Consider the following 23807-nt stretch of genomic DNA (forward strand, 5'->3'; position numbering starts at 1 on the left):
CCTGTAGATGACTGACCGGAATGACCCAGATCGTACTGATACCGACGTGAATCCGACGGACGAGAAGGCCGACAGCACGTCGCCCGAGAGCGGGGCTGTCGCAGCCGATCACACCGATGGGGCGACGAGCGCGGAGGACACGAATGACGCCGGGACCGCGGCGACGCCGCGGGGGAAGTCGGCTCGACGGAGCGGAACCGGCACGGCGGCGAGCACGTCCAAGACCGACGGTGCCGACGCCTCCGGTGCCGCGGGTGACCCGTCGCCGGCAGCATCATCGAAGGCGGGTTCGGATCGCCGCGAGATCTCGTTCACGGTCACCGGCGGCGGGATCAAGAAGGTTCTCGCCGCCATCGTCGCGGTTGCTCTCATCGCGCTGGTGGCGTTCTTCGGCTGGCGCGCCTACGACCTCCAGCAGGAGGCCGACGCCTTCGCCGATTCCAAGGCGGCTTCGGCCGACTTCGTCACGAAGCTCGTGACGACGCTCAACGCCGACAACGCGGGCAACTCGAAGGAACTGCTGGGTCCGCTGTCGACGGGGGAGTTGCGCAACCGCCTCGAGCAGGAACGGGCCGACACCGAGGCCAATGTGGAGTCCCTCAACATCGAGGTGTCCTCGACGATCAGTGTGGTCGCCGTCGAGACCGTCGATGCCGACACCGCCAAGACCGTGGTGATGGCGGAGGTGACCGGCCGCAGCGTCAAGTTGCCCAGCGKCGGTACCAGCCTGATGGTCTTCCGCTTGGACCTCAGCAAGGAAGACGGCAAGTGGCTGGTGTCCGAGGTCGACGGTCCGCCGGGGAGCCCCAGCGGTCAGATCGATCCTTCGCAGTCGCTGCCCGGCGCCGCAGGTGCGCCGGCACCCCAGCCGTCGCCGGCCCCGCAGCCCGCGCCGGGCGGCTGATCCGGGCCGACACACTCACCGGCAATGGACGAGCGCGCCACCGATTCGGGGGCGCGCTCGTCTATCAGTGGTGGGTGGACGTCACATTCGGACGAGTATCGCCACGGGGTGTTCGGCACGGGCCGAGGCGAGGTCGACCGATCCCTCGTACACCGATCCCGTTCGGTCGTCGCGCCACCGGAACCCCGTGGGCAGGGCGATCGACGTCGCGGCCGCGGCATCGTGGTCGAGGCTGTGGGTGAACCGGGCGGTCACCACGACGACCGAGGGGGTGTCGTGGGTGCCGCGCACGAACGCGATGGTGTGGTCGGCGGCGGGCCCGTCGGCGGTCAGCCGTTCATAGGTGCCCGCAACGGCGAACGCATCGGGATGCGCGGCCCGGGCACGGAGAGCTGCCTGGACGAGTCGGGTCTTCGGGTGCTCGGTCGACCGGCCGAAGTCGACCGGTCGTCGATTGTCGGGATCGACGAGGGAGTCCTCCCACCACTCGGTGCCCTGATAGATGTCGGGGACCCCGGGCCCGAGGATCGCGATCGCCTTGCGCGCCAGCGCTTCCTGCTCCCACGCCGGTCCGATGCGGTCGACGAGTTCGGCGACCGAGGATGCGACGTCCCCGCTGGTGACCTGGCCGATCCAGGTCTCGACCGCGGCCTCGAACTCCTCGTTCACCTCGGTCCACGTGGTGCGCAGACCGGCCTCGCGAGTCGCCTTACGGGCGTACTCGATCAACCGGCCCCGCAACTCATCGGTGACCGGGCCCTCGGTGGGCCAGACCCCGACGATGTTCTGCAGCAGAAAATAGCCGGTCAGGTCATCCGGCACGTCGGTCTCGCGCCAGACCTTGTCGACGAGCTGGGACCAGCGGTCGGGGATCTGGGCGAGCACCGCGATCCGCGCGCGCACGTCCTCACCGCGTTTGGTGTCGTGCGTGGACGTGGCCGTCATGGCCAGCGGCCACTGTGCCGCGCGCTCGGTGTTGTGGTGGTGGAAATCGGCCAGCGACATGACGGGATTCGCGGGATCGCCACCGACCTCCTGGGCGGAGACGAGCCGGGCCGTCCGGTAGAACAAGCTGTCCTCGACGCTCTTCGCGGTCACCGCCCCGCAGGTCTGCGCCAGCCTCGATGTCGCCTCACCGGGCACCGCCGTCTCCCGCACGATGAGGTCGATCGCGGCACGCAGTTCGGGTTTCGCCTCGGCGATCCCGGTGGCGACGGCGAGCAGACGTGGACGCAACGACGGGTAGTCCGCCCGGTAGACCCCGAGCGCGGCGATCAGTTCGGCGCAGGCGGTGGCGATCACGTCCGGATCCGCGGCCGGTGATCCCTCGACGCGCGTGGTGACGGCGCGCACGAGACGTCTGAGCTCCGCCGGGAACGACTCCCGCACGGTGCGGAGTTTGCGATCGTGCTCGGCGGCCTCCACCCACCGCGCGTCACCGCTCTCGCCGGTGATCCGTTCGTGTAGCTCGGTGAGCTGGGCGACGCCGGCCGGCGCCACGAACACGGCATCGATCACGCGCATGTGGTCGTACCCGGTGGTGCCCTCGACCGGCAGTGTCGGTTCGAGGGGCTCGTCCGGCGCCAGGATCTTCTCGATGTAGAGGAGACGATCGTCCCCGACATCCGCACGAAGTCGGCGCAGATAGTCCTGGGGGTCCCACAGACCGTCCGGATGATCCACGCGCACACCGTCGATGAGGTCGGCGTCGAGCAACTCACGCAGCCACTGGTGCGTCGCGTCGTAGACCTCCGGGTCCTCCTGGCGCAGACCGGCGAGTTCGTTGACCGTGAAGAACCGCCGGTAGCCGATCAGGCCGCTGTTCCACGGCACGAGCCGATAGTGCTGGCGGGAGTGGACCTCACCCGGTGTTCCGCCGGCGCCGGGAGCGGAGCGAGCGGGCCGAGTGTCCCCGGCGCCGGGAGCGGAGCGAGCGGGCCGAATGTCTCCCGCGGTGCCGGGGGCGATCGGGAACGCGTGATCGTAGTACCGCAGATTCCCGTGCTCGTCGATCTCGAGTGGGCTCAGGTCCCCATCGGCGGCGACGATCGGCAGGGCCAGCTTCCCGTCGGCACCGTTGTCGTCGCTGAAGTCGGCGTCGAAATAGTGTGCGTAGTCCGATGCGGGCCCGTGGCGGAGCAGGTCGGCGAACCACGGGTTGGCGAGCGCATCGGCGACTCCGGTGTGGTTCGGGACGATGTCGATGATCAGACCCAGTCCGCGTTCGGCGGCGGCGGAACGCAGTTCCCGCAGCCCGTCGATCCCGCCCAGCACGGCGGAGACCGCCGGCGGCGGCAACCAGTCGTAGCCGTGCGTCGACCCGGCCGACGCCGTGCCGATCGGGGAGAGGTAGACGTGGCTGATCCCCAACTCGGCGAGGTGGTCGAGATGTGCTGCGGCATCGGCGAATCCGAAGTTGCCGTGTAGTTGGAGCCGGTACGTTGCGCGCGGGGTCGGACGATTGCCCATGGGAGTCACGAGGTCTTTCGCAGGACCAGGACGGAGCGGGCGCCGACGGTCACCGACTCACCGGCGGCGGCCGTCAGCTCGCTGTCCCCCACGGGATGCGTCGTGTCCAGTTCGCCGACCCACTCGTTGCCGTACCACGTCGGCGGGAGCGTGAAGTCCAGGTCCTCGTAGTGGGCGTTGAAGCAGATGAAGAAGGAGTCGTCGACGACCAGTTCGCCGCGTTCGTCCTTTTCGCCAAGTCCGTTTCCGTTGAGGAACACGGCGAGGCTCTTGCCGAACCCACTGTCCCAGTCCTCGGAGGTCATCTCCTGGCCGGCCGGCGTGAGCCAGGCGATGTCGAGTGCTTGGTCGCCCCACCTGATCGGCTTCCCGCCGAAGAACTTTCGGCGCCGGAAGACCGGATGCCGGGTGCGCAGCGCGATGGCCTTGCGGGTGAACTCCAGCAGGTCGGCGTTCTCCTCGGCGAGAGTCCAGTCCATCCAGGACAACTCGGAGTCCTGGCAGTAGACGTTGTTGTTGCCCTGTTGGGTACGCCCGATCTCGTCGCCGTGCGCCAGCATCGGCGTGCCCTGCGACAGGAACAGCGTCGCCAGGATGTTCCGCTGCTGCCGCGCGCGGAGGGCGTTGATCTCGGGATCGTCGGTGGGTCCCTCGACTCCGCAGTTCCACGACCGGTTGTGGCTCTCGCCGTCCCGGTTGTCCTCACCGTTGGCCATGTTGTGCTTCTCGTTGTAGGACACCAGGTCCCGCAGCGTGAAACCGTCGTGGGCGATGACGAAGTTGATGCTCGCGAGCGGCCGTCGGCCGGTCGCCTCGTACAGATCCGACGATCCGGTGAGCCGGGAGGCGAACTCGCCCAGGGTGGACGGCTCGCCGCGCCAGTAGTCGCGGACGGTGTCGCGGTACTTGCCGTTCCATTCGGTCCAGAGCGGCGGGAAGTTGCCCACTTGGTAACCACCCTCGCCGATGTCCCAGGGCTCGGCGATCAGTTTCACCTGACTGACCACCGGGTCCTGCTGCACCAGATCGAAGAACGCGGACAGCCGATCGACGTCGTGCAGTTCGCGGGCCAGCGTGGACGCGAGGTCGAAACGGAAGCCGTCCACGTGCATCTCGAGGATCCAGTACCGCAGCGAATCCATGATGAGCTGCAGTGTGTGCGGATGACGACCGTTGAGGCTGTTGCCGGTTCCGGTGTAGTCCATGTACATCTCGGGATCGCCGTCGACGAGCCGGTAGTAGGCGGCGTTGTCGATGCCGCGGAAGGACACGGTGGGTCCGAGGTGGTTGCCCTCGGCGGTGTGGTTGTAGACGACGTCGAGGATGACCTCGATGCCGGCGTTGTGGAACTCACGCACCATCGCCTTGAACTCGGTCACCGCGCTGGCCGGCTGGTCGGGGTTCGACGAGTACTCGATGTGCGGTGCCAGGAATCCGAAGGTGTTGTAGCCCCAGTAGTTTCGGAGACCCTGATCGCGCAGGACGAAGTCCTGCATGAACTGGTGCACGGGCATCAGTTCGATGGCGGTGATGCCCAACTCCTTGAGGTGGTCGATGATCACCGGATGGCACAGCCCCGCGTACGTGCCGCGCAGGTACTCGGGGATGTCGGGATGGGTCGCGGTCATGCCCTTGACGTGCGCCTCATAGATGACCGTCTGGTGGTACGGACGATTGGGCGACCGGTCGTTCTGCCAGTCGAAGTAGGGGTTGATCACCACCGAGACCATGGTGTGCCCGAGTGAGTCCAACTGCGGCATCGGATTGACCGGCTCGGGATCGGGGATGTCCTCGTGCTCCGCGGGCGCGGCATCGCCGTCGGACTCGCCTGCCTCATCGGCGGGATCGGCCGCATCGCCTGCCTCGGCGGTCGGCTCGTCGGCATCGTCGACCGCGCCCTCGTCGGTCCCGCCACCACCGGTCCCGGTGTCGGCGGCCCCGGTCTCGGGGGTTTCGGATGCGTCGTCGTCGACCGCCGATTCGTCGGTGTCCTCGGGCGGCGTCGGGAGCGGGTAGGAGAACAGCGATGCGTCGCCGTCGAATTCGCCGTGGAAGGCCTTGCCGTACGGATCGAGCAGGAGTTTGCTCGGGTCGCAACGCAATCCCTGCGACGGGTCGTACGGCCCGTAGACGCGGAAGCCGTAGAACTGGCCAGGGCCGACGTTGGGCAGGTAGCAGTGCCAGCAGTAACCGTCGACCTCTTCGAGCCGGATCCGACGCTCGTGGCCCTCGCGGTCGATCAGGCACAGCTCGACGGCTTCGGCTACCTCGGAGAACAGCGAGAAATTCGTTCCCACACCGTCATAGGTGGCGCCGAGGGGGTACGGAGTACCCGGCCACACCGGGATCGGGGCCGGTTCCGGTTGGACCAGCGCCTCGGCCTGGATCGGGTCGGACGGCATCGGTACGGGGTCGGCGATGGTCTTGCCGCTGCTCGGAGGCGCTGCCGTCGTCGAGGTGGTGTCGGACTCCGGTGCGCGGGGCTCCGAGGGGGAGCCGGGATCGGCAGTGGAATCTGAATCGGGAGTGGAGTCGGGATCACCCGGCTGTTCACCGGGGGCCGGCGGTCCGGTCTTACCCGCCTTCGACGACGTCATGGGTCGACCCTAGTCGCGTTGCCGCGGACGGTCATCTCAGGACGCGGCCGGTGGGGTCAGATGTGGGCTGCCCCACCCGCCGCTTCCGGAGGAAGACCGCGACTTCCGCCGACCGTCACGGCACCGCGGGACCAGCCCACGGCAGTTGCGCCTCCATCTGGCGCCCCAGCTCGTCGGTGAGGCTGCGGACATAGGTCGCACTCAGGTGGTGCGGGTCTTTGTAGACGGTGATGTTGCCGACGATCGCCGGGCACCGCTCGGCGTCGCAGATCCCCTCGGACATGTCGAGGGGGTGGAAGTCGGGTCGCGTGGCGGCCAGCTCCGCCGCCGGGTCCTCGGGTGAGAGGACAGCACTGCGGCGCGACCCGCAGCTCTCGGCGTCGCCGCCGTCGGCGAGGCAGATCGGGGTGTCGATGGTGCCCTTCGCGTTCTTCGGCCACGGGGTGTCCCGCATGCCCAACACCGGCACCCCGGCGTCGAGGAAACGGTCGAAGATCGGCACGTAGTCCGGTGGCACCCAGTCGCCGGGTTCGTAGTCCCGCGGTCGCGTCGAATTCGTCAGCACCGCGTCCGGCTTGTCCGCGATGACGCGATCGATGACGCGCTGTCCCCAGTCGTAGCACTCCGGGTAGGGCACGCCGCGCTGTTTGGGTACCCGGTTCGTCGACAGCGGGCACCCCATCTTGAGGTAGGTCTTCACCTTGAAACCGTTGCGCTTGCCGAGGGTGTCCAGCGCCGAGATCCACATCTCGGCATGCGATCCGCCGGCGAGCGCGATGGTGCGCGTCGCGGTCGGATCGCCGTAGGTGCCGACGTGGATCTCGTTGTCGGTGAAGTCGCTCATGTACCCGTCGGTGGAGGTCTCGGGGAAGTCCTTGATGACCTCCAGCGCCGACGGTTGTGGGTCGAGGGCGGGCACCGGCCAGCCGTCGAGCAGTGCTCGGGCCCCCGGGTACGACCTCGGGTCGAGGTTCTTGGTGTCGACGACGATGTTCGCGACGTGCCGCTCCCACACGGTGATGCCGACGCCGGTGACGAGCGTCGCCACCACGAGGATCGAGGTGACGACCGACGTGTACGACAGCCACCGCGACCGTCCGTCGCGGCGGCCGCGGCTCAGCGCCGAACGATCGCCGCCGCGCAGCGGGTCCTCGATGTAGCGCTTGGTGAGCCACGCGAGCCCGACCGACGCCGCGAGGATGAGCACGCCCTCGACGAAGTTGGCATGGTTCTTGTCGCGCCAGGTCAGATAGAAGATCAGCAGCGGCCAGTGCCACAGGTACAGCGAATACGCGATGGTCCCGAGCCAGACCGGCCACCTGCTCGCGAGCCAGCGGTTCGTGACGGGCATCTCGGTGGCCGCGGCATGGGACCCCCGAGGTGGCTTCTGCAACGCCGTCGCGCCCGCCCAGATGATCAGCAGCGTCGCGCCGACCGGCACCAGCGCCATCGGACCGGGGTAGGCGTTGACACCGTCGATCCAGAACCCGCAGCTGACGATCAGCGCAAGAGCGAAGACGGTCGCGATGTTGCGCAGCCAGTTCGGGATTCGCAGGGACGGCAACCAGATCGCGAGCAGGCCGCCGGCCAGCGGTTCCCACAGACGGGAGATCGTGTCGTAGTAGTTGTACGGCTGGTTGATCGCCAGGCCGCGGTGCGCCCAGTAGAAGGACGCGAGTGCGACGACCAACACCGCGCCGCCGACGAGGAACCTGATGACCCGCGGGTCGGCGAACGGCCGGGCGACGCGGGCACCGACCTTGAGCAACGCCGCGAACGCGAGGGCGACGAGCAGGGTCAGGACGAAGAACTGGCCCTGCACCGACATCGACCAGATGTGCTGCAGGGGGCTGTTCGCCGAACTCGCGGCGAGGTAGTCCTGGGAGTTCTGCGCGAGATACCAGTTCTGGTAGTACAGCGCGCTCGCGATGACCTCGCGGCCGACATTGGCCCACCGGGTCTGCGGGAGGATCAGCAGGGTCAGCACCGTGACCGCGATCAGGACGGTGAGCAGCGCCGGCAGCAGCCGTCTGAGGAGCCGTTTGAGACGTGGCCACGGGTTGAGGGTGTCGCGGAACGAGACGTGCGGAGCCTGGCTCGTGATCGCGTGCCGCAGCAGCGACCCGACGAAGAAGTATCCCGAGAGGGTGAGGAAGACGTCGACGCCGCCGGAGACCTTGCCGAACCACACGTGGAAGCAGGCGACGAGGGCGATGGCGATACCGCGCAGGCCGTCGAGGTCGGTGCGGTATGCGGGCGTTGTCGGCGTCGAGGGGGACGACTCCGGCGCCACTACTCGCGTCGTCGATGCCACAGGGCGTGTTCTTTCCGGTGGGGGACAGATCGGTCTCGGGGCCGGGATGACCGGCTAGCAATGTACTCGTCGAAGCTGTGAAACACCGATTCGGACGACCGCGACACTCGCGCACCGGTCTGCGGGGCCGCGCGGGGTTCACCGCGAGCGGCGCGTCCGGGCTCCGTCGAGGATGATGGCCAGCCCGTCGCGGAACTCGCCCGCGAAGTCGCGACCCGACGGCCCGGTGACACCCAGACGCTCCATCTGCGCGCGCGTCTGTTCCTCGATGGTGAGCCCGATGACCAGCTGACACAGTKCGGTGCTGACCGCCTCGGCGTCGCGGACGGACAGACCACCGGCCGTGCCGGCGGCGATGATGTCGGCGGTGATGGCCTTCGACGACAGGCCACTCGCCCAGCTCGACGACACGACCTCGGCACTGTCGGGCACTCCGAGGAGCGCACTGCGCATGTCGGTCGCGAGCAGATCGAGGCGCTCGTCCCAGGCCAGCGAGGTGTCGGGGATGGCGACCGCACCCAGGATGTCGTCGGCGAGTGCGGCCAGCAAGGTCTGCTTGTTGGGAAAGTGCCAGTACAGCGCGTTGGGACGGACGCCGAGTTCGGTGGCGAGGCGTCGCATCGACAGGTCGGCCAGGCTGTGCTCGCCCAGGATGTCGCGGGCGGCGCGCAGAACGTCGGTGCGACTGTTGCTCACCCGCGTCAGCGTAATGACCCGGCAGTGGGCATCGAACCCCGGGCCTGTACAGCGTTCAGGACGCCCTGTACGGTGTTCAGGACCCTGGACGGTGTTCAGGACTGCCTAACGACAGGCCGGGAGGTGCCTCATGGATCACGACGCGATCAGTCGCATCGACGCCGACCACATCTGGCACCCCTACGGTGCGCTGCCGGCGGCCACCCGGCCGTTGGTCGTGGCCTCGGCCTCGGGTGTTCGCCTCGAACTCGCGGACGGCCGATCGGTGGTCGACGGGATGAGCTCCTGGTGGGCGGCGATCCACGGTTATGGACACCCTCGACTCGACGCCGCCGCGGCGGCTCAGCTCGGTCGGATGTCGCACGTCATGTTCGGCGGTCTGACCCACGAACCGGCTGCCCGGCTGGCGCAGCTCCTCGTCGAGATCACCCCGGCCGGCCTGGAGAAGGTGTTCTTCTGCGACTCGGGATCGGTGTCGGTCGAGGTGGCGGTCAAGATGGCGCTGCAGTACTGGCGCAGCCGCGGTCGGTCCGGCCGCACCCGTCTGCTCACCTGGCGTGGCGGCTACCACGGCGACACCTTCACCCCGATGAGCGTCTGCGATCCCGACGGCGGTATGCACGCGATGTGGAAGGGTGTTCTCGCACAACAGATCTTCGTCGACGCCCCGCCGGCCGAGTTCCGGCCCGACTACGTCGCCGAGTTCGAGCGCACCGTGCGCGCGCACCGCGACGAGCTCGCCGCGGTCATCGTCGAACCCGTGGTCCAGGGCGCGGGCGGCATGCGATTCCACGACGCGGCATATCTGCGTGCGCTCCGGGAGATCTGTGACCGCCACGACGTCCTGCTGATCTTCGACGAGATCGCGACCGGATTCGGCCGTACCGGAACGTTGTTCGCGGCCGACGCCGCCCCGGGGGCCGAGGCGGCGCCGGGCGCCGGCGTCGCGCCCGACATCATGTGTGTCGGCAAGGCGCTCACCGGTGGCTACCTCACGCTCGCCGCGACCCTGTGCACGTCCGAGATCGCTCAGGTGATCAGTGCGGGGGAGGCGGGCGGACTCGCGCACGGCCCGACCTTCATGGCCAACCCGATGGCCTGCGCGGTGGCCGTCGCAGCGATCGAACTGCTGCTGGAAACGCCGTGGGCCGAGCGGGTCTCGGCGATCGAGCGGGGGCTCCGCGACGGACTCGAACCGCTGCGTGATCGCCACGGCGTCGTCGATGTGCGGGTCCTCGGCGCGATCGGCGTCGTCGAACTCGATCGCCCGGTCGACATGGTGGCGGCCACCGCCGCGGCCGTCGAGGCCGGGGCATGGCTGCGGCCGTTCCGCAATCTCGTCTACACGATGCCGCCGTTCATCTGCACACCCGAGGACATCGGGGTGATCGTGCGCGGAGTGTCCGCTGCCGTGCACGCCACGGTCGGCGATCGCGAGCCGGCAGTGGTGCGGTCATGACTTCGATTCAGGTGCAGCCGGATTCGAGGGTCGACGGCGATGCGCGGGTCAGCGGCGGGGGAGAGATCGGTCTGGCGTGGCTGGCCGGCGCCGCCCGTGCGCGCGCCGAGGCCGGCCTGCATCGCAGCCCACACGTCCGCAGGGCGGCCGGCGACGAGATCAACCTCGGTTCCAACGACTACCTCGGGTTGTCGACCCACCCCGCGGTGATCGCCGGTGCGCGGGCCGCCGCGGAACGGTGGGGAGGTGGCTCGACGGCGTCGCGCCTCGTCGTCGGCACCACCCTGGCACACATCGATCTCGAGCACGATCTCGCCGACTTCCTCGGATTCGATGCGGCACTCGTCTTCTCGTCCGGCTACCTGGCGAATGTCGGTGCGATCACCGCGCTGGCGACGCGCGGCGACCTGATCGTCAGCGACACCGGCACCCATGCGTCGCTGATCGACGGTTGCCGGTTGTCGCGTGCCCGGGTGGTGGTCGTCGACCGTGGCGATCACGAGGCGGTCCGGCGGGCCCTCGCCGAACGTACCGAGGCCCGGGCGCTCGTCGTCACCGATTCGGTGTACAGCATCGACGGTGAACCGGCGCCGGTCGCGGATCTGTATGCCGCGGCACGCGCGCACGGGGCCGTCCTGCTCGTGGACGAGGCCCACGCTCTCGGGGTGCGTGGTCCGGGTGGTCGCGGACTCGTCGCCGAACAGGGACTTTCGGGTGCTCCCGATCTCGTCGTCACGACCGTGCTGTCGAAATCGCTCGGCGCGCAGGGCGGTGTGGTCCTCGGGTCGGAGCTACTGCGCTCGCACCTCATCGACTGCGCCCGCACCTTCATCTTCGACACCGGCCTGAACCCGGCCGCGGTCGGCGCCGCGCATGCCGCCCTGGCGATCCTGCGGGCGCAACCCGGGTTGCCGGACCGACTGCGCGACAACGCCCGTCGCCTGGCGCTCGCGTGTGGCGTCGAAGAGCCCGCCGCGGCGGTCATCTCGATCGTCGTCGGGGATCCGCAACGCGCGGTGGCAGCTGCTGCCGCGTGCCGGGACCGTGGCGTCCTCGTCGGGTGTTTCCGTCCGCCCTCGGTCCCGGTCGGGACTTCGAGGCTGCGGATCACGGTGCGCGCCGACCTCGATGCCGCTGCCATCGACCATGTGGCCGCCGTCGTCGACGCCGCGCTCCGCGAAGTCGGTGCGCGGTGATCGCCGCACGCCGCGGCAGGGTCCTCGCCGTCACCGGGACCTCGACCGACGTCGGGAAGACCGTCGTGACCGCGGCACTCGCCGCTGCCTGCCTGCCCCCTGAGGTGGCCGATCCTCTGCTCCCTGAGGTGGCCGACCCCCTGCTCCCTGAGGTGCGAGGAGCATTGGCGTCTGCCCACCCTCTGCTCCCTGAGGTGCGAGGAGCGCAAGCGTCTGCCCATCCTCTGCTCCCTGAGGTGCGAGGAGCGCAAGCATCTGCCCATCCTCTGCTCCCTGAGGTGCGAGGAGCGATAGCGACGAGCCACGAAGGGCGCGTCGCAGTCTGCAAACCCGTCCAGACCGGCGTCGGTCCCGACGAACCCGGCGACCTCGCCGAGGTGCAACGCCTGGCGGGCTACGTCACCGCGGTCGAGCTCTTCCGCTACCCGGAACCCCTCGCGCCCGACACCGCCGCGCGCCGCGCCGGGATGCCACAGGCCGATCCGGCGGTGATCGTCCGCGCCGTCGACGATCTGGCCGCGTCGCACGACCTGACCCTCGTCGAGGGTGCCGGCGGCGTGCTGGTGCGACTGGGGGAGTCGGCCACGATCCTCGACCTCGCCGCGGCGACCCTCGTTCCCGACACCGTCGACGGTGTGCTGGTCGTGGTGGCGCCGGGGCTGGGCGCGCTCAATCACGCCGAGCTCACCGTGAACGCGGTGCGGGCGCGCGGTCTGCGTCCCGCCGGACTCGTGATCGGTTGGTGGCCGGTCGATCCCGACCTCGCGATGCGGTGCAACCGAACCGACCTCCCGCGGGTGACCGGGGTGCCGGTCGTCGGGGTCCTGCCCGCCGGCGCCGCGCACCTCGAACCCGACGAGTTCCGCCGCCACGCAGCGTCGTGGTTCGACGACGAGTGGCTCGCGACCCTTTCTCCCAGCCATCCGGAACAGCTCGTCCGGACGCCGTAACACGTTCCCGCAGCGGAACAATCATCCAAGGAGTATCACCAGTGACCCAGGCAACAGTCGACGCCGCCACCTCGGCACCGGCGTCGGACGACATCCTCGCAATCGCCCGTGACCAGGTGCTCGACCGCGGCGAGCCGCTCGATCAGGAGCAGGTTCTCCGGGTTCTGCGGTTGCCCGACGACCGGCTGACCGAACTGCTCCAGCTCGCCCACGATGTGCGGATGCGCTGGTGCGGGCCCGAGGTGGAGGTCGAGGGCATCATCTCGCTGAAGACCGGCGGGTGCCCGGAAGACTGCCATTTCTGTTCCCAGTCCGGACTTTTCGCCTCGCCGGTACGAAGTGCGTGGATCGACATCCCCTCCCTCGTCGAGGCGGCCAAGCAGACCGCGAAGACCGGTGCGACCGAGTTCTGCATCGTCGCGGCGGTCCGCGGTCCCGACAAGCGGCTGCTCAGTCAGGTCGCGGCGGGAATCGAGGCCATCCGCAACGAGGTCGACATCCAGATCGCGTGCAGCCTGGGCATGCTCACCCAGGAGCAGGTCGACCAGCTCCGCGACATGGGCGTGCACCGTTACAACCACAATCTCGAGACCGCGCGCAGCCACTTCCCGAACGTGGTGACGACCCACACGTGGGAGGAGCGCTGGGACACCCTGCGCATGGTCCGGGAGGCGGGCATGGAGGTCTGCTGCGGCGGCATCCTCGGTATGGGTGAGTCCCTGGAGCAACGGGCCGAGTTCGCCGCCGAACTGGCGACGCTCGAGCCCGACGAGGTGCCGCTGAACTTCCTGAACCCGCGGCCCGGCACCCCGTTCGGCGATCTCGACGTGCTCCCCGCCGCGGAGGCCCTCAAGTCGGTGGCCGCCTTCCGCCTGGCGCTGCCTCGCACCATCCTGCGCTTCGCCGGCGGGCGTGAGATCACGCTCGGCGACCTGGGGGCCAAACAGGGCATCCTCGGCGGCATCAACGCTGTCATCGTCGGCAACTACCTGACGACCCTCGGCCGGCCCGCCGAGGACGACCTCGATCTCCTCAGTGATCTGTCCATGCCGATCAAGTCGTTGAACGACACGATCTGACGGGTTCGTCGCAGCGATGGGTAGCGTGTTCTCATGATCGACACCGTCCCGGGTCCTCTCGCCGAGCCGTGCCGGTTCGGTGTGTTCACCGGACTCGAACTGGAACTGCAGGCTCCCGACGCCGTGCCGCCGGCCGCCCGGTTGGGTCTCGAACCCCCTCGCTTCTGTGGGCAGTGCGGTCGCCGGATGGTGGTCCAGGTGCGGCCCGACGGATGGGATGCTCGCTGCTCGCGGCACGGGACGGTCGACTCGTCGGAGCTGGGTCGCCGGTGAAACCGCCGGTCCGCACGGTCTCGCGACTGGCCGCGGTCGCCGTCGGCGTGGCCCTGATCGGCGTGGTCGCCGGGGTGGTCTGGGCGCTCCTCACCCCGCCGACCACCGGCGTCGTGTTCGAGGGTCTGCGTCGCGAGGACTTCCCCGCCGACTTCGCCGGCGTGGGCGCCTTCGCCCTGACGATGTTCGCCTACGGCGCGGTCGCCGCCGTCGCCGTGTGGTTCGCGGCCCGGACGTGGCGCGGGGTCGCCGGATTCGTGTGGCCCGCCCTGGCGACGGTGGCAGGTTCGGCGCTTGCGGCGTCGGCCGGGATGTGGGTCGCGGGCCTGCGGTTCGACGACGATCCGACCGCACTGCCGGTCGACGCCGTCTACCGGGTCGCGCCGGAGCTGTGGCTCGACGGAGCGACGCGGTCCGGCTCGAGCGAGCCGTGGACGCTGCTCATCTGCGCCCCGTTCGCGTTCGCCGTGGTGTACCTCGTCTGTGTGTTGTCCTCGCGGACAGCCGATCTGGGCGTCGGAGATCTCGAGTCCGACGAGCCGCCGGCGGACGTGTTCACATCGGCGGGCGCAGCGTCGCGAACTCATCCGTGACGCGTAACTCCTTCTCCGCGAAGGCGTAGAGCGCCGGCGGGCGACCCCCGTTTCGGCCGGTCTTGCCGACGGTCCCGGTGGCGACCACCACCGCGCGCCGGCTCAGGATGCGGAGCAGGTTGGTCGTGTCCACGGGATAACCCAGTGCGGCGCAGTAGATCTCCGACAGCGCCGACATCGGGAACCGGGCGGGGGCCAGCGCGAACGCGATGTTGGTGTAGGAGAGTTTGGCGGCGAGTCGATGCCGGGCGGCCTCGACGATCCCGGCGTGGTCGAAGGCCAGGGCCGGTAAGTCGTCGACGGCGAACCAGCCCGCGGCGTCGGGTGGTGTCGCCTCGGCGTCGGAGGGCACGAGGCCCATGTAGGTCGACGCGATGGTGCGGACCGTGGGCACCCGATGCGGGTCGGAGAAGACCGACAGTTGTTCCAGATGCGCGATCTCACGGACGTCGAGCGCGTCCGCGACGAGCCGGCGTGCGCTCGCCGACAACGTCTCCTCGGCGCCGACCCCGCCGCCGGGAAGTGTCCAGACGCCGTCGGCGGACCGAGACAGCAGGACGCACAACGACGGGTCGTCGGTGTCCGACGTGTTCCGGGTCTGGGGTACGCGGATCTGGAAGACGACGCTCAGGACTTCCACCCGGAGGGTCGCACCGTCGGCGATGGGTGGCTCGGACCCGGCGGATGGCATGCGCCCGATTGTAGGGTGCACCCTGCTGGTGACCCCCGCTGGTTGAGTTGGAGCCCCCGGCTGGCGCCCCTGCTGGTTGAGTCGACGCCTCCCTGCTAATTGAGCCAGTGCCCCACCTGCTAATTGAGCCGGTGCCCCCCGCTGGTTGTGCTGGTGACCCCCGGCTGGTTGTGCTGGTGACCCCCGGCTGGTTGTGCTGGTGACCCCCGGCTGGTTGTGCTGGTGACCCCCGGCTGGTTGTGCTGGCGACCCCCTGCTGGTTGAGCCGGTGACCCCCGGCTGGTTGTGCTGGTGACCCCCGCTGGAGGAGTCGGCGACCCCCTGCTGGTTGAGCCGGCTCCGAGCGAAGCGAGGCGCCGTGTCGAAGCCACCTGGTGACCTCGACTACCCGCCCCCGTGCGAGGTGAGGACCAGCGCCTCGCCATCGGTGACGGCGATCGTGTGTTCGCTGTGCGCGCCGCGGGAGCCGTCGAACGACCGGATGGTCCACCCGTCGGCGTCGAACTTGATGCGCTCGGAACCGAGCGTGAACCACGGTTCGAGTGCGAGGGTCAGGCCGGGGCGGAGTTTCATGCCGCGCCCGGCCCGGCCCACGTTGGCGACGTGGGGATCCTCGTGCATGGTGCGGCCCAGTCCGTGTCCGCCGAACTCGGTGTTGACCCGATACCCGTGTGCGGCGGCGACCGCTCCGATCGCGGCCGAGATGTCGCCGAGCCGACCGCCCGGACGAGCGGCGTCGATGGCTGCGCCCAGTGCTTCTTCGGTGGCCGCGACGAGTCGCTGATCGTCGGGCCGTGGGGTGCCGACGATGACGCTGCGCGCGGAGTCGGCCACCCAGCCGTCGATGGCGACGGCGATGTCCATCGAGAGCAGGTCTCCGTCGGCGAGGACGTAATCGTGCGGGAGTCCGTGCAGGACAGCGTCGTTCACCGACAGGCAGATCACATTGCGGAACGGTCCGCGGCCGAAGGACGGCGAGTAGTCCCAGTAGCAGGACTGTGCACCGCGGTCGTTGACGAGCTTCCGCGCGCGTTCCTCGAGCTCGAGGAGGTTGACCCCGACGTCGGCGCGTCCGGCGAGGTCGTCGAGGAGATCTGCGATGAACGCCCCGGTCACTCCCATGGCGGCCACCTCGGCAGGCGACTTCAGTTCGACCATTCCCGTCCTCTCGTGGTCATTGCGTTCTTTCGGATCGCTGGTCGGTATACAAATACCACCGCGTCTCGGTATTTGTATACCGGACCCGCTAGGATCGCCACATGGTGCGTAACCCCCTGACCCCGGAACAGATCGCGGCCGGCCGCCGACTCGGCGCCCGTCTCCGCGAGTTGCGCGGCGATCGTCCGCTGCGCGACGTGGCGTCGGGCGCGGGTATCTCGCCGGAGACCCTGCGCAAGATCGAGACCGGACGTATGCCGACGCCCGCTTTCGCCACGATCGYGGCGCTTGCTCGCGCGCTGGGTACCTCACTCGACGATCTGGCGCTCGTGCTCGACGCCGAGGTGGCACGAGTCGGGTGACCGCGAACCGATCGGATCTCACCTATCCCGAGGTCGGCGCGACGGCCGGGACGCTCCCGCCCGGTTACCACCATCTGCGCCGGTCACGGGTCATCGGCTCGGGAGCTGCCTGCTTCGCCACGGCCGGCCGACGAATCATGAACTGGGACATGCATCGTCGTGCCGGCTTCGGTGTCGACGAATCGACCCCCGCGGCCACTGTCGGCACCGACGTCGACCTGCGCGCCGGTGTCGGCCCCCTCGCGATCACCGCCCGGTGCCGGGTCGTCGAGGTGATCGACGCCCCGCGCGAGCGCGGCTTCGCGTACGGCACGCTGCCCGGCCATCCCGAGATCGGCGAAGAGCGCTTCTGGGTGGAATGGCTCGACGACGACACCGTGGTCGGGCATGTTGTCGCGTTCTCGCGTCCGGGGCGGTGGTTCACGCGTCTGGGCGGTCCGATCGGGCGGGTTGCGCAGTCGCGATTCACCGAGCGCTACCTCGACGCTCTGATGTGTGGCTGAACTCGTCGTCCGCCTGAATCGCGGCCGAGAACGCCGGCGACGAGGTCATGGGAATGCCGTGAGTGTGGCGAATGTTACGATGCATAGCGTTTTCGACCATGAGTCGAAAACCTGCCTCGGACACACGGCCCGTGATCTGGGGAACCAGCGTCCCGGGGACGGAACTCGTCGCCGGGTAGCCAGAGGAGTGGCACATGAGCATCACCAGTGATCGCCTCACGTCGATGACCGCGCCCGCAGTCCAGGACTCGGCGCTCGTCGATGCGACGTGGTACGACGCGCCGGGCGGCTACACCGGCGTGGAGCCGACGCAGGAGTGGGCGGACGAGGTCCGCCGCCTCGCCAAGGCGCGCAACGCGACGCTGCTCGCGCACAACTACCAGCTCCCGGCCATCCAGGATGTCGCCGACCATGTCGGCGACTCTCTTGCCCTCTCGCGGATCGCCGCCGAGGTCGACTCCGACGAGATCATCTTCTGCGGCGTCCACTTCATGGCCGAGACCGCCAAGATCCTGAGCCCCGAGAAGCGGGTCCTGATCCCCGACGAGCGCGCCGGATGTTCGCTGGCCGACTCGATCACCGCGGACGAACTCCGGGCCTGGAAGGCCGAGTTCCCCGATGCGCTGGTGGTGTCCTACGTGAACACCACCGCCGAGGTGAAGGGCCTCACCGACATCTGCTGCACGTCGTCGAACGCCGTCGACGTGGTCGCCTCGATCGATCCCGACCGTGACGTCCTGTTCCTGCCCGACCAGTTCCTCGGCGCGCACGTCAAGCGCGAGACCGGCCGCGACAACATCCACATCTGGGCGGGCGAATGCCACGTGCACGCCGGCATCAACGGTGACGAGTTGACCGCGCAGGCGAACTCGCACCCGGACGCCGACCTGTTCATCCACCCCGAATGCGGTTGCGCGACCTCGGCGCTGTATCTGGCCGGCGAGGGTTTCGTGCCCGAGGAGAAGGTGAAGATCCTGTCGACGGGCGGCATGCTCGACGCCGCGCGCGAGACCGGCGCGAAGCAGGTGCTCGTCGCCACCGAGGTCGGGATGCTGCATCAGTTGCGCAAGGCCGCACCGGGTGTCGACTTCCAGGCCGTCAACGACCGCGCATCGTGCCCCTACATGAAGATGATCACCCCGGCGGCCATGCTCCGGTGCCTGCGGGAGGGTCGCGACGAGGTGTTCGTCGACGCCGACGTCGCCGAGAAGGCGCGCAAGAGCGTCGAGCGCATGATCGCGATCGGCAATCCCGGATCGGGCGAGTGAGCAGCTCCACCCCCTCGACGACGGCCCCGGCCGGAGGCTTCGTCGGCCAGGCCGCGGGCGGTGAACTCGGCGCCGCGGTCACCGACGAGGTCCGCGCGTTGATCCGCACCGCGCTCGACGAGGATCTGCGATACGGCCCCGACGTCACGAGCACGTCCACGGTCCCCGCCGACGCGGTCGTCGACGCGGCGATCATCAGCCGCGCGCATGGTGTGATCGCCGGCGTGCCGGTGGTCGAGGCGGTCTTCGACGAGGTGATCGGGGCGGGCGAGTACACGATCACGTCGCGCGTCGACGACGGAACCCGCGTCGAACCCGGCACCGTCGTACTCGCCGTCCACGCTCCGACGCGAGCGCTGCTGACCGCGGAACGCACGGCGCTCAACCTGATCTCGCACCTGTCGGGGATCGCCACGACCACCGCGGCCTGGGTGGCGGCGGTGGAGGGTACGGACGCCCGAATCCGCGACTCGCGCAAGACACTTCCGGGTCTGCGGCATCTGCAGAAGTACGCGGTTCGTGCCGGCGGGGGAGTCAACCACCGGATGGGGCTCGGCGACGCCGCCCTCATCAAGGACAACCACGTCGTCGCCGCGGGTTCGGTCGCCGCGGCGCTGGAGGCGGTCCGGGCGGCGGCGCCGGGCCTACCGGTCGAGGTCGAGGTCGACTCGCTGACCCAGCTCGACGAGGTCCTCGGACTCGAACCGCAGTTGGTCCTGCTGGACAACTTCGAGCCGTGGGAGACCCAGATGGCCGTCCAGCGCCGCAACACCCGGTCGCCGGGCACCAAGCTGGAGAGCTCGGGAGGCCTGTCGCTCGACGTCGCGGCCGACTATGCCCGCACCGGCGTCGACTACCTGGCCGTGGGCGCCCTGACGCACTCCGTCACCGTCCTGGACCTCGGTCTGGACATCCCGGCACCGTAGGTTCAGCCCCCGCGTCGCCGGTTCGGACCTCGACGTCGGACAACTCGGTCCTGGCGAACGGCCGGTGGAAGGACGGGGGGCAGATTCGTCCGCATACCGGATCGAACTGCCCCGACGGTCTCGGTGACAACCCGCACCAGAAACCCGCTCGCACCCGACACGTATCCTTGTCGGGTACATCAGCAGCCACCAGGAGAGATCATGCTCGCCCGAATTGACCTGCGCGGTAGCACGCCGACACTCGCCGAGTTGCGTCGTGCGCTGCCCCGCGGGGGTACCGATGTCAATGCCGTCCTCGACACGGTGACACCGGTCGTGCATGCGGTGGCGGAGAACGGCAGCAGTTCTGCGCTCGACTACGGCGAGAAGTTCGACGGTGTCCGCCCCGCGTCGGTGCGGGTGCCCGCTCGGGTCATCGCCGATGCTCTGGCCGGGCTGGACCCGCAGGTCGCCGAGGCGCTGCGCGAGTCGATCGCCCGCGCGCGCAAGGTGCACGCCGATCAGCGCCGGGAGACCACCCGCACCCAGGTCGTCGACGGCGGCGTCGTCAGCGAGAAGTGGATTCCGGTGCGCCGCGTCGGCCTGTACGTCCCGGGCGGAAACGCCGTCTACCCGTCGTCGGTCATCATGAACGTCGTCCCCGCCCAGGAGGCCGGCGTCGGCTCGCTGGTCGTCGCCTCGCCTCCGCAGAAGGACTTCGGCGGGTGGCCGCACCCGACCATCCTCGCCGCCTGTGCGCTCCTCGGAGTCGACGAGGTGTGGGCGGTCGGCGGTGCCCAGGGCGTGGCACTGCTCGCCTACGGTGGCGCCGACACGGAATCCGCGGACGAGCCGAATGCCGTTCTCGACCCCGTCGACCTCATCACCGGCCCGGGCAACATCTACGTCACCGCGGCCAAGCGTCTCTGCCGCAGCGTGGTCGGCATCGACTCCGAGGCCGGACCCACCGAGATCGCGATCCTCGCCGACGACTCGGCGGACGCGGGCATCCTCGCCTCCGACCTCATCAGCCAGGCCGAGCACGACGTCCTCGCGGCGTCGGTGCTCGTGACCGACAGCGCCGAACTCGCAGACGCCGTCGACGAAGCTCTCGAGCAGCAGGTCGCGGCCACCAAGCACCGCGAACGCGTGACCACCGCGCTGTCGGGGGAGCAGTCGGGCGTCGTCCTCGTCGACGATCTCGACGCGGGGCTCGCCGTCGTCGATGCCTATGCGGCCGAACACCTCGAGATCCAGACCCGGGACGCGGCCGCGGTCGCCGACCGGGTGCACAACGCGGGCGCGATCTTCGTCGGGCCCTATGCGCCGGTCAGCCTCGGTGACTACTGTGCGGGCTCCAATCACGTTCTGCCCACCTCGGGTTCGGCGCGCTTCGCCTCCGGGTTGTCGGTGCAGACCTTCCTCAAGGGCGTCCACGTCATCGACTACGACGAGGCCGCGCTGCGCGAGGTCGCCGACAAGGTGGTGACCCTCGCCGACGCCGAGGACCTGCCCGGTCACGGTGATGCGGTGAAGCAGCGCTTCGTCGGGAGCGCGGGCCGGTGACGGCCGCCGATCCGGTGACGGCAACCCCGGGCAGCTCGATCACCGTCGACGACCTGCCGCTACGTGAGAACCTCCGTGGCAAGAGTGCTTATGGCGCACCGCAACTCAGGGTCCCGGTGATCCTCAACACCAACGAGAACCCGCACGCGCCGTCGCCGGCCCTGATCGACGATGTCGCCGCGTCGGTGCGCGAGGCCGCCGCTGAGTTGCACCGCTATCCCGATCGCGATGCCGTCGCCCTCCGTGCCGACCTCGCCGCCTACCTGACCCGGGCCACCGGTGTGCAGCTCGGCGTCGAGAACCTGTGGGCGGCAAACGGTTCCAACGAGGTTCTGCAGCAACTGCTGCAGGCCTTCGGCGGTCCCGGCCGCAGTGCGCTCGGGTTCGTGCCGTCGTATTCGATGCATCCGATCATTTCCGACGGCACCGACACCACCTGGCTGGTCGCGGCGCGGGCGGGCGACTTCTCACTCGACACCGACTACGCGGTCGCCGAAGTCGCGAACCGCGAACCGGACGTCGTCTTCGTGACCTCGCCCAACAACCCGACCGGCGGTTCGATCCCGCTCGCGGACCTGCGTCGCATCGTCGAGGCGGCTCCGGGCATCGTGATCGTCGACGAGGCCTACGCCGAGTTCTCGGCGGCACCGAGCGCCGTCGAGCTCATCGACGAGTTCCCGGCCAAGGTCGTCGTCAGCCGCACGATGAGCAAGGCCTTCGCCTTCGCCGGCGGCCGGCTCGGCTACCTCGCCGCAGCGCCCGCCGTCGTCGACGCGATCCAGCTGGTGCGGCTCCCGTACCACCTGTCCGTGCTGACCCAGGCCGCCGCGCGAGCCGCATTGCGCCACAGCGACGACACCCTCGCCGGCGTCGCCGCGATCCGGTCCGAACGCGAGCGCGTGGTCGCGGCGCTGACCGCCTTCGGGTACCGCGTCATCGACTCCGACGCCAACTTCGTGCTGTTCGGACGGTTCCGGGATGCTGCGGCGTCGTGGCAGCGTTACCTCGACCAGGGCGTCCTCATCCGGGACGTCGGCATCGCCGGTCACCTCCGGGTGACCATCGGTCTCGCGCATGAGAACGACGCCTTCCTCGACGTCAGCCGCACGTTCGCCACCACAGATCTGGAGAACACTCAGTGAGCACCCCCTCTGCGACCAACCCCGCGCCCCGTGTCGCGAAGGTCGAACGGAGCACCAGGGAGTCGTCGATCTCCGTCGAATTGAATCTCGACGGCACCGGCGTGACGAACGTCTCGACCGGCATCGCGTTCTTCGATCACATGCTCACCGCCTTCGGTCAGCACGGCAGCTTCGATCTCACCGTCGAGGCGAAGGGCGACATCGAGGTCGAGGGCCACCACACCATCGAGGACACCGCGATCGTGCTCGGCCAGGCTCTCGGCCAGGCGCTTGGTGACAAGAAGGGCATCCGTCGCTTCGGCGATTCTTGGATCCCGATGGACGAGACCCTCGCCCAGGCCGTCGTCGACGTGTCGGGCCGCCCGTACTGCGTCCACACCGGCGAGCCCGAGCACATGCTGACCGCCGTGATCGGTGGCTACCCGGGTGTCCCGTACTCGACCGTCATCAACCGGCACGTGTTCGAGTCGATCGCGCTCAACGCCCGCATCGCGCTGCACGTGCGGGTCCTCTACGGCCGCGACCAGCATCACATCACCGAGGCCGAGTTCAAAGCCGTGGCCCGCGCGTTGCGCGCGGCGACGGAATACGACGCCCGCGTGACCGGTGTGCCGTCGACGAAGGGCGCGCTGTGAGCGTCGCCGACGTCACGATCCTCGACTACGGCTCGGGCAATCTGCGGTCCGCGCAGCGTGCGCTCGAGCGGACCGGGGCACAGGTGACGGTCACCTCCGATTTCGACACGGCCCTGAACGCCACCGGCCTCGTCGTGCCCGGTGTCGGTGCGTTCGCCGCCTGCATGGAGGGTCTGCGCGCGGTCAAGGGCGACCGGATCGTCGGGCGACGATTGGCCGGCGGCCGCCCGGTGCTGGGCATCTGCGTCGGCATGCAGATCCTGTTCGAGCGCGGCGTCGAGTTCGGCGTCGAGGCGGAGGGCTGCGGGGAGTGGCCGGGCAGCGTGACCCAGTTGCCCGCACCCGTCCTGCCGCACATGGGCTGGAACACGGTCGACGCAGCCGAGGGCACCGTGCTCTTCGACGGGCTCGACGCCGACACCCGCTTCTACTTCGTGCACTCCTACGCCGCGCAGACCTGGGAGATGGACAACGCGGGTTCGCCGCTGACCGCGCCCAAGCTGACCTGGGCCGAACATGGTGGACCGTTCCTCGCCGCGGTGGAGAACGGGCCGCTGTCGGCGACCCAGTTCCATCCCGAGAAGTCCGGCGACGCCGGTGCGCACCTGCTGGAGAACTGGGTTCGGGGACTCTCGTGACCGACGGCACGCCGCGCCCGGACGACGCCGGGTACGGCGACGGACCCGTCGGGCGACCGTCCGGGTCCGAACAGGCGAGTGCCTCCTCGACGTCCTCCGGTTTCTCGATCGCCAAGCTCGCCTTCTACGCTCTCGGTGCGGGAGTGCTGGTCCTGATCGTGTCCGTCCCGATCATCGCGCTGTGTGCGCACTGGTCGCCGATCGCCGGACTGGTCGCCGCGCTGGTGGCGGTGGCGGCGATGATCGCCGCGATCGGTACCGTTGCCAACCGCATGGTCGACCGCGCCCGGACAGACCTGATCGCGGCGCGCGACGGTCACCACCCCGCCTGACCCCACCCCGATCACCTCCACCGCCGACTCGCTCGATCAAGAACCGCGCTCGATCCAGAACAGACAGGACAGATTCA

General features: G+C 69.3%; 22 protein-coding genes. 16 read left to right on the top strand and 6 right to left on the bottom strand.

What is annotated here, in order from left to right; translation table 11 throughout:
• Positions 1-7: 7 nt before the first annotated feature.
• Positions 8-904, top strand: a complete 897-nt coding sequence (locus tag A9310_RS21615; protein WP_065632324.1) for a hypothetical protein — start codon at positions 8-10, stop codon at positions 902-904.
• 81 nt (positions 905-985) lie between these two features.
• Here A9310_RS21615 and treY read toward each other — a convergent pair whose 3' ends face one another.
• From treY to A9310_RS21635, 4 genes are all read right to left on the bottom strand, one after another.
• Positions 986-3373, bottom strand: coding sequence for a malto-oligosyltrehalose synthase (treY, locus tag A9310_RS21620; RefSeq protein ID WP_065632325.1), 2388 nt, complete (start codon positions 3371-3373; stop codon positions 986-988).
• Positions 3374-3378: 5 nt separating this feature from the next.
• Positions 3379-5775, bottom strand: coding sequence for a glycogen debranching protein GlgX (gene glgX, locus A9310_RS21625; protein WP_254661312.1), 2397 nt, complete (start codon positions 5773-5775; stop codon positions 3379-3381).
• Positions 5776-6085: 310 nt separating this feature from the next.
• Entirely contained in the window at positions 6086-8263 is a 2178-nt protein-coding gene (locus A9310_RS21630; protein ID WP_065632327.1) for an acyltransferase family protein, read from the bottom strand.
• Positions 8264-8422: 159 nt separating this feature from the next.
• Positions 8423-8980, bottom strand: coding sequence for a TetR family transcriptional regulator (locus A9310_RS21635; RefSeq protein WP_065632328.1), 558 nt, complete (start codon positions 8978-8980; stop codon positions 8423-8425).
• A gap of 130 nt (positions 8981-9110) precedes the next feature.
• Between A9310_RS21635 and A9310_RS21640 the strand changes: the two genes are divergently transcribed.
• The 6 genes from A9310_RS21640 to A9310_RS21665 all read left to right on the top strand — a co-directional run bounded on the left by A9310_RS21640 (position 9111) and on the right by A9310_RS21665 (position 14530).
• Positions 9111-10439 (top strand): adenosylmethionine--8-amino-7-oxononanoate transaminase, encoded by a 1329-nt coding sequence (locus A9310_RS21640; protein ID WP_065632329.1) that lies wholly within the window; start codon positions 9111-9113, stop codon positions 10437-10439.
• On the top strand, positions 10436-11635 hold the full coding sequence (locus A9310_RS21645) for an 8-amino-7-oxononanoate synthase (RefSeq protein WP_065632330.1): 1200 nt from the start codon (positions 10436-10438) through the stop codon (positions 11633-11635). The genes A9310_RS21640 and A9310_RS21645 overlap by 4 nt, the downstream gene beginning before the upstream one ends.
• Positions 11636-11901: 266 nt before the next feature.
• Positions 11902-12585: an ATP-dependent dethiobiotin synthetase BioD gene (bioD, locus tag A9310_RS21650; protein ID WP_254661313.1), complete on the top strand. Its 684-nt coding sequence runs from the start codon at positions 11902-11904 to the stop codon at positions 12583-12585.
• Between the two features lie 41 nt (positions 12586-12626).
• A complete protein-coding gene (gene bioB / locus A9310_RS21655) occupies positions 12627-13664 on the top strand; it encodes a biotin synthase BioB (protein WP_058251749.1) in 1038 nt (345 codons plus the stop codon).
• Positions 13665-13697: 33 nt separating this feature from the next.
• On the top strand, positions 13698-13937 hold the full coding sequence (locus tag A9310_RS21660; RefSeq protein WP_055476568.1) for a hypothetical protein: 240 nt from the start codon (positions 13698-13700) through the stop codon (positions 13935-13937).
• Positions 13934-14530, top strand: coding sequence for a DUF2567 domain-containing protein (locus A9310_RS21665; RefSeq protein WP_065632331.1), 597 nt, complete (start codon positions 13934-13936; stop codon positions 14528-14530). Before A9310_RS21660 ends, A9310_RS21665 begins: the two co-directional genes overlap by 4 nt.
• Here the strand turns inward: A9310_RS21665 and A9310_RS21670 are convergent.
• Together A9310_RS21670 and map are read right to left on the bottom strand one after the other, a co-directional pair.
• Complete coding sequence (locus A9310_RS21670) at positions 14493-15221, bottom strand: NUDIX domain-containing protein (protein ID WP_065632332.1); 729 nt, start codon at positions 15219-15221, stop codon at positions 14493-14495. The genes A9310_RS21665 and A9310_RS21670 overlap by 38 nt on opposite strands.
• A gap of 384 nt (positions 15222-15605) precedes the next feature.
• The gene (map, locus tag A9310_RS21675) at positions 15606-16379 is read right to left on the bottom strand and encodes a type I methionyl aminopeptidase (protein WP_065632333.1); all 774 of its coding nucleotides are present in this window, start codon (positions 16377-16379) and stop codon (positions 15606-15608) included.
• 101 nt (positions 16380-16480) lie between these two features.
• Here map and A9310_RS21680 point away from each other — a divergent pair, with 101 nt between their 5' ends.
• The 9 genes from A9310_RS21680 to A9310_RS21720 all read left to right on the top strand — a co-directional run bounded on the left by A9310_RS21680 (position 16481) and on the right by A9310_RS21720 (position 23730).
• Positions 16481-16741: a helix-turn-helix domain-containing protein gene (locus A9310_RS21680; RefSeq protein ID WP_065632334.1), complete on the top strand. Its 261-nt coding sequence runs from the start codon at positions 16481-16483 to the stop codon at positions 16739-16741.
• Positions 16738-17244: a DUF1990 family protein gene (locus A9310_RS21685; protein WP_065632335.1), complete on the top strand. Its 507-nt coding sequence runs from the start codon at positions 16738-16740 to the stop codon at positions 17242-17244. Before A9310_RS21680 ends, A9310_RS21685 begins: the two co-directional genes overlap by 4 nt.
• 194 nt (positions 17245-17438) lie before the next feature.
• Positions 17439-18512 (top strand): quinolinate synthase NadA, encoded by a 1074-nt coding sequence (gene nadA, locus A9310_RS21690; RefSeq protein WP_065632336.1) that lies wholly within the window; start codon positions 17439-17441, stop codon positions 18510-18512.
• On the top strand, positions 18509-19438 hold the full coding sequence (gene nadC, locus A9310_RS21695; RefSeq protein ID WP_065632337.1) for a carboxylating nicotinate-nucleotide diphosphorylase: 930 nt from the start codon (positions 18509-18511) through the stop codon (positions 19436-19438). Before nadA ends, nadC begins: the two co-directional genes overlap by 4 nt.
• A 201-nt stretch (positions 19439-19639) precedes the next feature.
• Positions 19640-20983, top strand: coding sequence for a histidinol dehydrogenase (gene hisD, locus A9310_RS21700; RefSeq protein WP_065632338.1), 1344 nt, complete (start codon positions 19640-19642; stop codon positions 20981-20983).
• A complete protein-coding gene (locus A9310_RS21705; protein ID WP_065632339.1) occupies positions 20980-22125 on the top strand; it encodes a histidinol-phosphate transaminase in 1146 nt (381 codons plus the stop codon). The genes hisD and A9310_RS21705 overlap by 4 nt, the downstream gene beginning before the upstream one ends.
• A complete protein-coding gene (hisB, locus tag A9310_RS21710) occupies positions 22122-22760 on the top strand; it encodes an imidazoleglycerol-phosphate dehydratase HisB (RefSeq protein WP_065632340.1) in 639 nt (212 codons plus the stop codon). Before A9310_RS21705 ends, hisB begins: the two co-directional genes overlap by 4 nt.
• Complete coding sequence (gene hisH / locus A9310_RS21715) at positions 22757-23398, top strand: imidazole glycerol phosphate synthase subunit HisH (RefSeq protein ID WP_065632341.1); 642 nt, start codon at positions 22757-22759, stop codon at positions 23396-23398. Before hisB ends, hisH begins: the two co-directional genes overlap by 4 nt.
• Complete coding sequence (locus A9310_RS21720) at positions 23395-23730, top strand: hypothetical protein (protein ID WP_065632342.1); 336 nt, start codon at positions 23395-23397, stop codon at positions 23728-23730. The genes hisH and A9310_RS21720 overlap by 4 nt, the downstream gene beginning before the upstream one ends.
• The last annotated feature ends 77 nt before the right edge of the window (positions 23731-23807 follow it).

It is taken from the genome of Gordonia sp. UCD-TK1, assembly GCF_001691435.1.
GTDB lineage: Bacteria > Actinomycetota > Actinomycetes > Mycobacteriales > Mycobacteriaceae > Gordonia > Gordonia hongkongensis.

What these genes read in the sequence shown, in the direction of transcription:
- A9310_RS21660 (WP_055476568.1), top strand. Translation starts at nt 13,698, where the DNA reads ATGATCGACACCGTCCCGGGTCCTCTCGCCGAGCCGTGCCGGTTCGGT.
- glgX (WP_254661312.1), bottom strand. Translation starts at nt 5,775, where the DNA reads ATGCCGTCCGACCCGATCCAGGCCGAGGCGCTGGTCCAACCGGAACCG.
- A9310_RS21645 (WP_065632330.1), top strand. Translation starts at nt 10,436, where the DNA reads ATGACTTCGATTCAGGTGCAGCCGGATTCGAGGGTCGACGGCGATGCG.
- map (WP_065632333.1), bottom strand. Translation starts at nt 16,379, where the DNA reads ATGGTCGAACTGAAGTCGCCTGCCGAGGTGGCCGCCATGGGAGTGACC.
- A9310_RS21640 (WP_065632329.1), top strand. Translation starts at nt 9,111, where the DNA reads ATGGATCACGACGCGATCAGTCGCATCGACGCCGACCACATCTGGCAC.
- hisD (WP_065632338.1), top strand. Translation starts at nt 19,640, where the DNA reads ATGCTCGCCCGAATTGACCTGCGCGGTAGCACGCCGACACTCGCCGAG.
- treY (WP_065632325.1), bottom strand. Translation starts at nt 3,373, where the DNA reads ATGGGCAATCGTCCGACCCCGCGCGCAACGTACCGGCTCCAACTACAC.
- A9310_RS21670 (WP_065632332.1), bottom strand. Translation starts at nt 15,221, where the DNA reads ATGCCATCCGCCGGGTCCGAGCCACCCATCGCCGACGGTGCGACCCTC.
- nadA (WP_065632336.1), top strand. Translation starts at nt 17,439, where the DNA reads ATGAGCATCACCAGTGATCGCCTCACGTCGATGACCGCGCCCGCAGTC.